Here is a 13,246-nt window from a genome sequence, read left to right as displayed (position 1 = left end):
GATCTGGCAAACGCTCCAAGAGCGGGCGACCTGCGCTGTATCGGTGCGCTAAATCGCTTGAATCGGGATTGAGTGAACCCGAACCCCGCAGAAATCCGCACCTCAAGCAGTTGGCACAACCACTGCATTAGCCCTCTCATCACACATAACGTGCGGCCTTCAACGTGGAGGGCGGCACTTCCCGAGATAACGGGACCGGACAAAGGCGTCCTCGCTAGGCAACTAGCGGGACGCCTTTTTTCGTTTGCGCAGCATTTGTAAGCCGGAGAACCTGATGAAAAAACAGAAACTGGTGATGATCGGCAACGGCATGGCCGGGGTGCGGACCCTGGAAGAGTTGCTCAAACTCAGCAACGAGCTGTACGACATCACGGTCTTCGGCGCCGAGCCGCACCCCAATTACAACCGTATCCTGTTGTCGCCGGTGCTCGCTGGCGAACAGACCTTCGACGAGATCGTGCTCAACGACCTCGACTGGTACTTGGATAACGGCATCAAACTGCTACTCAACCGCACCGTGGTGCAGATCGATCGCGTCAAACGCCAGGTCATCGCCCACGACGGCACGGTCGCCGAGTATGACCGGCTGCTGATCGCCACCGGCTCGTCGCCGTTCATCCCGGCCATCCCCGGCAACACGCTGCACGGGGTGATTGGCTACCGCGACATCGCTGACACCCAACAGATGATCGCCACCGCCCGCACCCACAAGCACGCCGTGGTGATCGGCGGCGGCCTGCTCGGTCTCGAAGCTGCCAATGGCCTGATGCTGCGCGGCATGCACGTCACCGTGGTGCACATCGGCGAGTGGCTATTGGAACGTCAACTCGACCAGGCCAGCGCCCAACTGCTGCAAACCGCCCTCGAGCAAAAGGGCTTGCACTTTCGCCTGGGCGAACAGACTCGCGCCCTGCTCGCTGGCCGAGAAGGCCGGGTTGGCTCGGTGCAATTCAGCAACGGCGACACCCTCCCCGCTGACCTGGTGGTGATGGCCGCCGGCATCCGACCCAACATCCAACTGGCCGAAGACAGCGGCTTGCCCTGTGGTCGCGGTATTCTGGTCAACGACACGCTGCAAACCTACGACCCAAGGATCTACGCCATTGGCGAATGCGCCAGCCATCGCGGCACTGCTTATGGCCTGGTGGCGCCGCTGTTCGAGCAAGCCAAAGTCTGCGCCAACCACCTCGCGCAACTGGGCTTCGCCAGCTATCCCGGTTCGGTGACCTCGACCAAACTCAAGGTCACTGGCATCGACCTGTATTCCGTCGGCGACTTCAAGGGCGGCGAAGGCACCGAAACCATCACCCTGTGCGACCCCATCGACGGCATCTACAAAAAACTGGTAATCAAGGATGACGTGCTGGTCGGAGCCTGTCTGTACGGCGATACGGCGGATGGCGGCTGGTATTTCCGACAGATTCGTGAGAATCAGGCCATCGGCCTTCACCGTGATCACCTGATGTTCGGCGAAAACGCCAACGTCCTACAGGACGCCGGCTAATGAACCGTCAGACAACCGCCTCGACTTGCTGCTACTGCGGGGTCGGCTGCGGCGTGCTGATCGAGCATGACCCGCAGCAGATCTTCGGCGTCAGCGGCGATCCGGCGCACCCGGCAAACTTCGGCAAACTGTGCAGCAAAGGCTCGACCCTGCACCTGACCGGTGACCGCGATGCCCGGGCATTGTATCCGGAATTGCGCCTGGGCAAGGGCCTGGCCCGCAGCCGCACCGACTGGGACACCGCTCTGGAGCACGCCGCGAATGTCTTTGCCGAGACCATCACCAAACACGGCCCGGACAGCGTGGCGTTCTATATTTCCGGGCAACTGCTGACCGAGGACTATTACTGCTTCAACAAACTGGCGCGGGCGCTGGTGGGCACCAACAACATCGACAGCAATTCACGGCTGTGCATGTCGTCCGCGGTGGTCGGCTACAAACGCAGCCTCGGTGCCGACGCGCCGCCCTGCAGCTATGAAGACCTGGAACTCAGCGATTGCGTAATGATCGTCGGCAGTAACATGGCCTACGCCCACCCAGTGCTGTTTCGTCGTCTCGAGGAGGCCAAATCCCGCCGGCCCGAGATGAAAGTCATCGTTATCGACCCACGCCGTACCGACACCTGCGACTTGGCCGACCTGCACCTGGCGATTGTGCCGGGCAGCGACGTCGCGCTGTTCCATGGGATTTTGCACCTGCTGTTGTGGGAAGGCTGGATCGACCGTGACTTCATCGCCTCACACACCGAAGGCCTGGCCGAACTCAAAGCCCTGGTTCACCACTACACGCCGGCGCTGACCGCGCAGTTGTGCGGTATCAGCGTTGAACACTTGCAGCAGTGCGCGCAGTGGGTCGGAAGCGCGCCGAGCTTCTTGTCGCTGTGGTGCATGGGCCTGAATCAGTCCACGGCGGGCAGCGCGAAAAACAGCGCACTGATCAATCTGCACCTGGCCACCGGGCAAATCGGCCGACCGGGCGCAGGACCTTTCTCCTTGACCGGTCAGCCGAATGCCATGGGCGGGCGGGAAACCGGCAGCCTGTCGAATCTGCTGCCGGGTCACCGAGAAGCGGGCAATGCCCAGCACCGAGCCGAAGTGGCAGAGTACTGGGGCATCGAGCAATTGCCGGCAACCCCAGGTTTGAGCGCGATTGAGCTGTTCGAGCAGATGCGCAACGGCACCAACAAAGCGCTGTGGATCGCCTGCACCAACCCCGCGCAATCAATGCCCGACCAGAGCGCCGTGCGCGCAGCGCTGCAAGCCTGCCCGTTCGTGGTGCTGCAGGAAGCGTTTCGCACCACGGAAACCGCACAATTCGCCGATTTGCTGCTTCCGGCCGCCAGTTGGGGGGAGAAGGAAGGCACGGTCACCAACTCCGAACGCCGGATCTCCCACGTGCGCCGTGCCATCGAGGCGCCGGGTGAGGCGCGTGCAGACTGGTCGATCACGGTCGATTTCGCACAGCGCCTGGAGAAACGTCTGCGTCCTGGCAAACCGAGTCTGTTCGCGTTCGACCGGCCGGATCAGGTGTTTGATGAATACAAAGTGCTGACCCGCGGTCGCGACCTCGACTTGTCTGGCATCAGTCACGCCCTGCTCGACCGCTTGGGCCCACAGCAATGGCCATTTCCCGAGGGCGCCAGCGCCGGGACCACGCGGTTGTATGAAGACGGGATTTTTCCCACGGCCAACGGTCGCGCGCGCTTCATCAGCGAGCCGTTCCGGGCCGCTCAAGAGCAGCGTGACGGGCAATTCCCATTGATTCTGCTCACCGGTCGTTTGCGTGATCAGTGGCACGGCATGAGCCGTACCGGCACCGCGGCGCAATTATTCGGGCATGTCAGCGAAGCCGCCCTGAGCCTGCACCCCGACGACCTGCACCGGTACCGCCTGCAAACCGGCGACCTGGTGACTCTGAAAAGCCGTCGCGGCGCGGTCATCGTTGCGGTTACCGAAGACGACAGCGTCAGCCCCGGCCAGGCATTTTTGCCGATGCACTGGGGCGATCGCTTCCTCAAGGGCGGCGTGAATGGCCTGACACAACCGGCCTTCGATCCCCTGTCTAAACAACCGGAACTCAAACACAGCGCAGTGGATATCGAAAAGGTCGACCTGCCGTGGCGACTGTTCGTATTAGTGGAAGGCAATGTTCAACAGCACTTTGAGGCCCTGCGCCCGCTCTGTGAGGGGTTTTCCTACGCCAGCTTAAGCCTCACCGGACGTGAACGTCCGGCGTTGCTGATACGTGCCGCCAGCGCCTGCGCGCCAGATCCGCAATTGCTGCGGGACATCGATCAACAACTGGGGCTGCTGGATGGTCCGGTATTGGCCTACGACGACCCGAAGAAAGCCATCGGCAAACGGGTGCGCCTGGACGATGGGCGGATCACTGCGATTCGCTTGGCCGGCGAAACCTTGGCCCAGCATTGGCTGCACACCCTATGGGCGGACGGCCGCAGCGACCCAACGCTGCGCCGTTGGCTGCTGGCGCCGCTCAGCGCACCGCCGGGCAATGCGCAGCGTGGCAACGACAAGACTGTGTGCAATTGCAAAAACGTCGGACGCAACGCCATTTGCGCCGGCATTCAACGAGGCCTGGATTTGCCGGGCCTGAAACGCGAACTGGGCTGCGGTACGCAATGCGGCTCCTGCGTCCCGGAAATAAAACGTCTGCTGGTGACCACGCAGCCGTTGATCGCCGTCACCTCGTGAGGACTCGAACATGAACGCAAAAGTCTGGTTGGTGGGCGCAGGCCCTGGTGATCCGGAACTGTTGACCCTCAAAGCGGTGCGCGCATTGCGTGAGGCGGCTGTGGTGATGATTGATGATCTGGTCAACGTGGCGGTGCTGGAGCACTGCCCGACGGCGCGAGTGATTGCCGTGGGCAAGCGCGGCGGCTGCCGGTCGACGCCCCAGGCGTTTATCCATCGGCTGATGTTACGTTACGCGCGCCAAGGTCTCTGCGTGGTACGGCTTAAGGGTGGCGATCCGTGCATCTTCGGGCGTGGTGGCGAAGAAGCGCAGTGGCTGCGTGAGCGGGGCGTGGAGGTTGAACTGGTGAATGGCATCACGGCCGGCCTGGCCGGTGCGACGCAGTGCGACATCTCATTGACCCTGCGCGGCGTGGCCCGCGGCGTGACGCTGGTGACCGCGCATACTCAGGATGACAGCCAACTCAACTGGCAAGCCTTGGCACAGAGCGGCACCACGTTGGTGATTTACATGGGCGTGGCCAAGCTCAGTGAGATTCGCGAGCAATTGCTGGCGGGTGGCATGCCTGCCCGAACGCCGGTGGCGATGATCGAAAATGCGTCCCTGCCCCATCAGCGCGAATGCCGCAGCGACCTCGCCGCGATGGAAGACGACGCGCGGGATTTCGAGCTGAAGAGCCCGGCCATCCTGGTGATTGGTGCGGTGGCGGCGGCAGCCCCTGCGCATCCCCTGTGGGAGCGCGACGTCCCCGCGAGTGCGACAGACCAGTGGACACACGGTTGATCGATCCGCTCGGACCAAATCGCAGGCAAAGAAAAGCCCGGCTTAAGCCGGGCTTTTCTCAGAGCTGCGGGCTAATTACTTAGCTTGAGCTTCAACCTGCGCTTCTACGCGACGGTTAACTGCACGGCCAGCGTCAGTTTTGTTGTCAGCAACTGGGCGGGATTCGCCGTAGCCAACAGACTGAACGCGGGACGATTCAACACCGTACTGGTTGGTCAGAACTTGTTTAACGGCGTTTGCACGACGCTCGGACAGTTTCTGGTTGTAAGCGTCAGGACCGACGGAGTCAGTGTGACCTTCAACAGTAGTGGTGGTGGATGGGTACTGCTTCATGAAGTCAGCCAGGTTTTTGATGTCGCCGTAGCTGTTAGGCTTGACTACCGACTTGTCGAAGTCGAATTTCACGTCCAGCTCAACACGAACAACTTCAGCAACTGCTGGGCAGCCATCAGCGTCAACGGTTACGTTGGCTGGGGTGTCTGGGCACTTGTCAACGTTGTCGCAAACGCCATCGTTGTCGCTGTCGGAGCAGACTTCAGCTGGTGCTGGAACTGGAGCAGCGGCTGGCTTGGAGCCGCCACCGAAGTTCACACCGATACCGACGCTAGGAGCCCACTCGGTGTCGCCCTGGTCGATGTTGTACTGAGCTTCAACGCCGGCACGAGCGTAGAAGTTGTCGGTGAAGTACAGCTTGGCACCGCCGCCAACGTTGGCGAAGGTCGAACGGTTACGGCCGTTGCTGCCATTCTGGTCGATGCTCTGGTCCGAGAAACCGGCTGAGACGTAAGGACGCAGCATGTCACCTGGGTTGTTGAAGTGGTACAGAGCGTCAAGAGCGGTGTTAGCGCCTTTGATGTTCTTGCCATCATCCGAACGTGCGTTGTGCACTTCGTCGTAGCCCAGACGCAGTTCAACGTCGTCGGTCAGGAAGTAACCAATCGAACCGCCGAACAGGTTGCCGTTGTTCTTGAAGTTACGAGCGCTGTCGAATTGTTCTTTCTTGGCGAAGCCTTCGATTTCAACTGCGCCTTGGCCTTGTGCCAGAGCGCCGAACGAAGTAGCGGCAATAAGAGAGCCAATGGCCAAGCCCAAGGTGTTTTTCAGTTTCATCCGTTAAATCCCCATCTGGTGATTGTGAAGCAGTCCCGCAAACCGGGGGACAACTCGGCGGCAAGTCTATCAGAACTTGCCTACACGTAAGAGATATTTGCGCTGAACTAAGTTTCAGCAATACCTGCAAATTTCTCACGCAATTTGTCTAGAGCACGTTTGTAACGCATTTTTGTAGCACTCAAACCCATGTGCATGATGTCTGCGATCTCCTGGAACTCCAGCTCTGCGACAAATCGTAGCACCAGAATTTCCCGATCGATCGGGTTCACATACACAAGCCAGCGATCAAGCCCACCCTTTTCCTCGGGTTTGGGCGTCTTTTCTTCTGACGCTTCTTCGAGGGGGTCCAGGCTTAACGCGTCCATCAAGCGACGCTTACGCCGTTCCTTACGGTACTGAGTGATGCATTCGTTATACGTGATGCTATAGAGCCATGTCTTGAACTTCGATTTCCCCTCGAAGTTCTTCAGGCCGTACAGCACCTTCAGCATCACTTCCTGACAGACATCGTCTGCGTCGCGATCGTTCCCAAGATACCGTGCACAAACGTTAAATAATGTTCGCTGGTAACGCCGCATCAATTCTTCATAGGCGCGCGTCACATGAAACAGCTCGGTATGCGAGCGCGCGACCAACTCCTCATCAGAGAGCTCGCGGGGGTCGTAGCGCGTGGAGAGCGGTTGGGCTTTATTCAAAACAAGTCGGGCCGACAGTCAGGTCAATGTCCGCCGCCGCCAGCATTTGCTGGCATTTCGCGGCGGCATACATTAGCAGGGTTTGCCGGATTAGCGGCTACTCACATGCTGTTCCAGCAGGATCCGATTGGAGAGTGAGACTAGCTCACCCTCATCGGTCAGCAATGTGGTTTTAACCGTGCCGATCTCCTCGATCTGGCCTTCGACCTCGCCAACACGCACTTGTTGCCCAACCTGATACAGCTCACGCACATAGATTCCCGCAAGAATCTGCCCGGCAATTTCCCGGCTTCCCAACCCCATGGCCAGCGCTACGGCCAGACCAACGGTTATCAAAACAATCACGATCACATGGTTGAGCAGGTCAGTCTTGACCTCCAACTGGCTGATCGCTACCGAAATGCTGATGATAATGACCAGGCCCTGGGCGATTCGCCCCAGCCCGGCGGCGTAATCAAGCCCAACCCCTTCAGCGGCACCGCGCACCAGCCCGTTGGCCAGTTGCGCCAGCAGCACGCCGACGAGCAACACCAGCGCCGCGCCGAAAACTTTCGGTAAATACAGCGCAAGCATGTCCAGCGTAGCTGAAACTCGCTCAAGTCCAAGGGATTCGGCGGCAGAAACCAGAAAAATCAGCAGAACGAACCAATAGACGATTTTCCCGATCAGGGTCGAGATCGGCACTTGCAGCCCGGCACGGGACAGCAACTTGGTAAGACCGGTGCCGCCCATCAGGCGATCGAGGCCCAGTTTGGCGAGCAATTTCGACAGCAGGGTGTCGAGCAACTTGGCGACCACAAAGCCCAACAGCAGCACCACCAGGGCGCCAAACAGGTTGGGGATGAAATTCGCGACCTTGGTCCATAACGCAGTCATTGCAGTGACGAGGCTCTGTGTCCAGAGATCAAGTTCCATATTCAATCAGCCTTATCAGCAGTGCGGGCATTGGTTTTAGGGCGACGGGTTACCGGCGAGACATGGGCCGATCCGTTATTCAAGGCGATCATCAGCGCGGGCAACCAGCGGCCCAGCAGGCTGAACAGATCACCGGCACCGACCTGGCGGTTGGCGGTTTTCAGTACACGCCCAAGGCGAACGTCATCGTCACGGGTGGACGGTGAAGCATTGAGCATGTCACGCAACGACTGTTCAAACGGATCGTGCATACGCACCTCTCGTGATGTCTGTGAAAGACGCGACCACATTTCCCCGGGTCACATGCTGCATGTTCATACCCACCGCAAACGGCGGAATAACCACCACTGCCCGAGCGCCACACAGAGCATCAGCAGGCACGCAATCAGGAAACCATACGGGCTCGCGGAGAACGGAATCCCCCCCACATTGATGCCCAGCAAACCGGTCAGGAAACTCATCGGCAAAAAGATCCCGGTGATGATCCCGAAGCGGTACATCGTGCGGTTCATGCGCACGCTCAAACGTCGGTCTTCTGCCTCGAGGACCAGCCCAACGCGCTCGCGGGTCAATTCCAGCTCTTCGAGGTAACGGGTCAGGCTGTTGTTCAATTCGTTCCAGTAATCACCATCGTCTTCGACGAACCAGGGCAATTTGATCCGCGTAAGCTGCCCGAAAATATCCCGTTGCGGCGCGAGGAATCGTTTGAGTCCGGCAGCCCTGCGCCGGATCTGCAATATCGCTCCATGTTCCGGTGCATACCGTTCGTCGGCGTCGAGTTTTTCTTCTTCCTCATCGACGATTTCCGAGAGGCAGCTCACCAGGTCCTGCACTTTATTGGTGAGGTACTGCGCCATGTAAAGGATGAGTTCCGAGGAGGTTCTTGGCCCCTTGCCCTCTGCCAGTTGCACCAGCAATTCGTCGGTGGCGCGCAGCGGGCGCAAACGCAGGGAGATCACCCGCTGCGCCGAGGCGAAAATCCGCACCGAAACCATATCCTCGGGTTCAGCACCCGGGTTCAGGTTGACGCCACGCAAAAATAGCAGCAGTTCGCTGTCGGAAAGCTGTAAGAGACGCGGACGGGTGTTTTCTTCGAGCAACAGGTCGCAGCTGAATTCGCTCAAGCCGCTGTATTTGCGCAGCCAGGTCTGGGTTTGCGGGTGACTGCGATCCCAGTGCAGCCACAGGCTCTCATGAGCCTGCAACTGCAGGGCATCGAGTTCAGTCCGGGCAATCGAACGCGCGCCGCCTTTTCCATCCAGCACCAGGGCATGCACCAGCCCCCATTGCGCGTTGTCTTCCTCGAACATCCTTACCCCTTGTTGGTGTTGGCGCTTATTCAGGCATTGTCAGCGGGCTGGGCGAAACGATCACACCATTGTTGTCCGCATAGATGTATTCGCCCGGGCGGAAGGTCACACCGGCGAAGGTCACGTTGACATTCAGGTCGCCTATGCCGCGCTTGTCGGTTTTCAGCGGATGGCTGGCCAATGCCTGCACACCGAGGTCAGTCTGGGCGATGACGTCGACGTCGCGGATACAGCCGTAGATCACCAGCCCCTCCCAGCCGTTTTTCGCGGCCTTCTCGGCAAGCATGTCGCCCAGCAGCGCACGGCGCAGTGAACCGCCGCCATCGACCACCAGCACCTTGCCGTCACCCTTGAGCTCGACCTGTTCCTTGACCAGCGAGTTGTCTTCGAAACACTTGATGGTCACGATCTCGCCGCCGAACGAATCACGGCCACCGAAATTGCTGAACATCGGCTCCAGCACCTGCACCAGTTCCGGGTAGGCGTCGCACAGGTCGGGCGTGAGGTAATGGTTCATCGACAAACTCCTGTCTGCAAGGGAAACGAAAACATCACAAGCCATCCGGCCACTAAATGTGACCGAAACCGCTGAATGCGTCCTAGCTTAGCCGCAAGCCGAGCAGAGCGAAATGCCCATCTCGGTCAAACCGCAGCGGCCAGAACAGGCTTCTCGCCCAGCAGCGGCGTGTGTTGATCCGCCAGCCAACGGGCCACCAGCGGCCAGACTTCGGTCTGCGCGGCCTTGCTGACGAGCATTTCAACGTGGCCAAATGCATCGGCGAAACCTTGCTCGCGGCCCAGGTTAATGAATTGCTTGTGCTCGGCACCGATCTGCTCGAACAGTTTGCGGCAAGCCCAGGTCGGGTCTTGATGATCGCCGGCGGCACTGACCGCCAGCACCGGCAGTTGCACCTCGGCCAAGCCGGCCCACCAATCCTTGTCTTTATCGCCAAAACGCCCGAACAGGCCGTACCAGCGCATGCTTTCCAGGGCCAGGCCGATCGGCTCGTCCTCCGGGCCACGCTTGAGCCGCGAGCCAGACAACTGCGCAAATCGCTTGAGGATGAACCGCCCGCCCCATTCCACCGGCGGAATCTTCAACGGCCAGTAAGTGCGGCTGACTTGGGTACCGAAAAACGCTGCCGACGCCACCACCGGCTCGCCGATGTACTGGCCACCGAGCGCTGCCGCCAAGGTGATGCCGCCCAGGGAATGGCCGATCCAGTGCGGCACCTGCCCGCTTTGCTCACGGACGAAAGCGCCAATCGCCGGCAAGTCATAGCGAGCGTAATCGGCGACGCGGTTCTTGCGGTAGTCGAGGTTGCGCGCCGACAAGCCATGACCGCGCATCTCGGGAATCCACACGTCGAAGCCCAGCCGCGTCAGGTAAGCACCGAGGCCCAGGCCTTTAGGCGAAAACCAGAAGCGTCGATTGGAAAAACTGCCGTGCAACAGGATCACCGGCACGCCGCGACTGGCCGGCTCATCGGCCATGCCCAAACGCGTCACTGCCAGCTCGACGCTGGGGTCAGGGCTGTTGGCGGGTTTCAAACGATAAACGTCTTCGCTCAGATCGCCACGCCGTTCGGCGCTGATCAGGGCGACAGGAAATAGGTTGCTGCTGCTTTGCATAATGCTCTTGCACAAAAAAGGGCGGCGTCCGGTTGGAGCCCGCCCTACTCAATCTAAAAACGACCGATCAGCGTGGAGCCAAGCCTGTTGGCGAAAGCGCTGGATCAGTTGGCCTCCCTGCTGGAGGCCAGTCCGTCTTCGCCAGCAGGCTCGCTCCTACAAGGAAGCGGCCGCTTCATTCATCGATCAAGCCGAAGCCTGACCCTCAGCCAGGAAGAACCAGGTTTCCAAGACCGAATCCGGGTTCAACGACACGCTTTCGATGCCCTGTTCCATCAGCCATTTGGCCAGGTCCGGGTGATCCGAAGGGCCCTGACCGCAAATACCGATGTACTTGCCAGCCTTGTTGCACGCGGCAATGGCGTTGGCCAGCAGCTTCTTGACCGCCGGGTTCCGCTCGTCGAACAGGTGGGCAATGATCCCGGAGTCGCGGTCCAGGCCCAGGGTCAGCTGGGTCAGGTCGTTGGAGCCGATGGAGAAACCGTCGAAGAATTCGAGGAATTCTTCCGCCAGGATCGCGTTGGACGGCAGTTCGCACATCATGATGATGCGCAACCCGTTTTCGCCGCGCGCCAGGCCGTTTTCCGCCAGCAAATCGATCACTTGGCTGGCTTCGCCGAGGGTACGGACGAACGGCACCATGATCTCAACGTTGGTCAGGCCCATCTCATTGCGCACACGCTTGAGGGCGCGGCACTCGAGTTCGAAGCAGTCACGGAACGATTCGCTGATGTAACGCGAAGCACCACGGAAGCCCAGCATCGGGTTTTCTTCTTCCGGCTCGTAGAGCTTGCCGCCGATCAGGTTGGCGTATTCGTTGGACTTGAAGTCCGACAGACGCACGATGACCTTTTTCGGGGTGAACGCGGCGGCCAGGGTGCTGATGCCTTCCACCAGTTTGTCGACGTAGAAGTCGACCGGATCGGCGTAGCCAGCAATGCGCTTGTCGACGCTGTCCTTGATGTCCTGTGGCAAGCCGTCGTAGTTCAGCAGCGCTTTCGGGTGCACGCCGATCATGCGGTTGATGATGAACTCCAGGCGGGCCAGGCCCACGCCAGCGTTCGGCAACTGCGCGAAGTCAAAGGCGCGGTCTGGATTGCCGACGTTCATCATGATCTTGAACGGCAGGTCCGGCATGGCGTCGACGGAGTTTTTCTTGATGTCGAAGCCCAGTTCGCCTTCGAAGATGTAGCCGGTGTCGCCTTCGGCGCAGGACACGGTCACGCCCTGGCCGTCTTTCAACAGTTCAGTGGCGTTGCCGCAACCGACGACCGCCGGGATCCCCAGTTCACGGGCGATGATCGCCGCGTGGCAGGTCCGGCCGCCACGGTTGGTGACGATGGCGCTGGCACGTTTCATCACCGGTTCCCAGTCCGGGTCGGTCATATCGGAGACCAGCACGTCGCCGGGCTGGACTTTGTCCATCTCGGACACGTCCTTGATGATGCGCACCTTGCCGGCGCCGATGCGCTGGCCGATCGCCCGACCTTCCACCAGCACGGTGCCGGTTTCTTTCAGCAGGTAGCGCTCCATGACGTTGGCCTGGGTGCGGCTCTTCACGGTTTCCGGGCGGGCCTGCACGATGTACAGCTTGCCGTCGTCACCGTCCTTGGCCCACTCAATGTCCATCGGGCACTGGTAGTGCTTTTCGATGATCATCGCTTGCTTGGCCAGTTCGCTGACTTCGGCGTCGCTCAGGCAGAAACGCGCGCGGTCAGCCTTGTCGACGTCGATGGTCTTGACCGATTTACCGGCCTTGGCTTCGTCGCCGTAGATCATCTTGATGGCTTTGCTGCCCAGGTTGCGGCGCAGGATCGCCGGGCGGCCTGCTTCCAGCGTGCCTTTGTGGACGTAGAACTCATCCGGGTTGACCGCGCCTTGGACGACGGTTTCGCCCAGGCCATAGGCGCCGGTGATGAACACCACATCCCGGAAGCCGGATTCGGTATCGAGGGTGAACATCACGCCCGCGGTGCCGGTTTCGGAACGGACCATGCGCTGCACACCAGCGGACAGGGCGACCAGCTTGTGATCGAAGCCCTGGTGCACGCGGTAGGAAATGGCGCGGTCATTGAACAGCGAGGCGAACACCTCTTTGGCGGCGCGGATGACGTTTTCCACGCCACGGATGTTCAGGAAGGTTTCCTGCTGGCCGGCGAACGAGGCGTCCGGCAAGTCTTCGGCGGTGGCGGAAGAACGCACGGCCACGGCCATCTCAGGGTTGCCGGCCGACAGCGTGGCGAACGCGGTGCGGATCTCGGCGTTGAGCTTCTCGGGGAATTCGGCTTCCATGATCCATTGGCGGATCTGTGCGCCGGTCTTGGCCAGGGCGTTGACGTCATCGACGTCCAGGGCGTCGAGGGCGGCGTGGATCTGATCGTTGAGGCCGCTCAGTTCGAGGAAGTCACGATAAGCCTGAGCGGTGGTGGCGAAGCCACCGGGCACCGATACACCGGCGCCCGCCAGGTTACTGATCATCTCGCCCAGGGATGCGTTCTTGCCCCCCACATGCTCAACATCGTGTTTGCCGAGCTTATCGAGGGAAACTACGTACTCTACCAAGGTGATCTCTCCACTAACTG

General features: G+C 60.2%; 10 protein-coding genes and 1 pseudogene. 3 read left to right on the top strand and 8 right to left on the bottom strand.

The genetic code is table 11. The features are described 5' to 3' along the window. Positions 1–274 precede the first annotated feature (274 nt). The 3 genes and pseudogenes from RG836_RS02055 to cobA form a co-directional block, all read left to right on the top strand. Positions 275–1,501 (top strand): annotated as a pseudogene (locus RG836_RS02055) (NAD(P)/FAD-dependent oxidoreductase); the annotation flags it as partial. A 2-nt stretch (positions 1,502–1,503) separates the two neighbouring features. Then, positions 1,504–4,215, top strand: a complete 2,712-nt coding sequence (locus RG836_RS02050) for a nitrate reductase (RefSeq protein ID WP_310842795.1) — start codon at positions 1,504–1,506, stop codon at positions 4,213–4,215. 10 nt (positions 4,216–4,225) lie between these two features. Further along, entirely contained in the window at positions 4,226–4,999 is a 774-nt protein-coding gene (cobA, locus tag RG836_RS02045; protein ID WP_310842794.1) for a uroporphyrinogen-III C-methyltransferase, read from the top strand. Positions 5,000–5,074: 75 nt separating this feature from the next. Here the strand turns inward: cobA and RG836_RS02040 are convergent, their stop codons facing one another. From RG836_RS02040 to ppsA, 8 genes are all read right to left on the bottom strand, one after another. Beyond that, the gene (locus RG836_RS02040; RefSeq protein WP_310842791.1) at positions 5,075–6,109 is read right to left on the bottom strand and encodes an OmpA family protein; all 1,035 of its coding nucleotides are present in this window, start codon (positions 6,107–6,109) and stop codon (positions 5,075–5,077) included. Positions 6,110–6,216: 107 nt separating this feature from the next. Next, positions 6,217–6,807, bottom strand: a complete 591-nt coding sequence (gene sigX / locus RG836_RS02035) for an RNA polymerase sigma factor SigX (RefSeq protein ID WP_310842790.1) — start codon at positions 6,805–6,807, stop codon at positions 6,217–6,219. Positions 6,808–6,897: 90 nt separating this feature from the next. Then, entirely contained in the window at positions 6,898–7,722 is an 825-nt protein-coding gene (locus RG836_RS02030; RefSeq protein ID WP_008027407.1) for a mechanosensitive ion channel family protein, read from the bottom strand. Positions 7,723–7,724: 2 nt separating this feature from the next. Continuing rightward, entirely contained in the window at positions 7,725–7,973 is a 249-nt protein-coding gene (locus RG836_RS02025; protein WP_310842789.1) for a CrfX protein, read from the bottom strand. Between the two features lie 63 nt (positions 7,974–8,036). Next, positions 8,037–9,032: a zinc transporter ZntB gene (locus RG836_RS02020; RefSeq protein ID WP_310842788.1), complete on the bottom strand. Its 996-nt coding sequence runs from the start codon at positions 9,030–9,032 to the stop codon at positions 8,037–8,039. Between the two features lie 25 nt (positions 9,033–9,057). Beyond that, positions 9,058–9,549, bottom strand: coding sequence for a ribonuclease E activity regulator RraA (gene rraA / locus RG836_RS02015; RefSeq protein ID WP_310842787.1), 492 nt, complete (start codon positions 9,547–9,549; stop codon positions 9,058–9,060). A gap of 125 nt (positions 9,550–9,674) precedes the next feature. After that, complete coding sequence (locus RG836_RS02010) at positions 9,675–10,664, bottom strand: alpha/beta fold hydrolase (protein WP_310842786.1); 990 nt, start codon at positions 10,662–10,664, stop codon at positions 9,675–9,677. A 186-nt stretch (positions 10,665–10,850) separates the two neighbouring features. Then, positions 10,851–13,226: a phosphoenolpyruvate synthase gene (ppsA, locus tag RG836_RS02005; protein WP_310842785.1), complete on the bottom strand. Its 2,376-nt coding sequence runs from the start codon at positions 13,224–13,226 to the stop codon at positions 10,851–10,853. Positions 13,227–13,246 lie beyond the last annotated feature (20 nt).

The sequence above is a fragment of the Pseudomonas rhizozeae genome (assembly GCF_031583775.1).
Lineage (GTDB): Bacteria > Pseudomonadota > Gammaproteobacteria > Pseudomonadales > Pseudomonadaceae > Aquipseudomonas.
The sequence above is the reverse complement of the archived record's forward strand: the minus strand, read 5'-3'. Positions and strand labels throughout refer to the sequence as shown.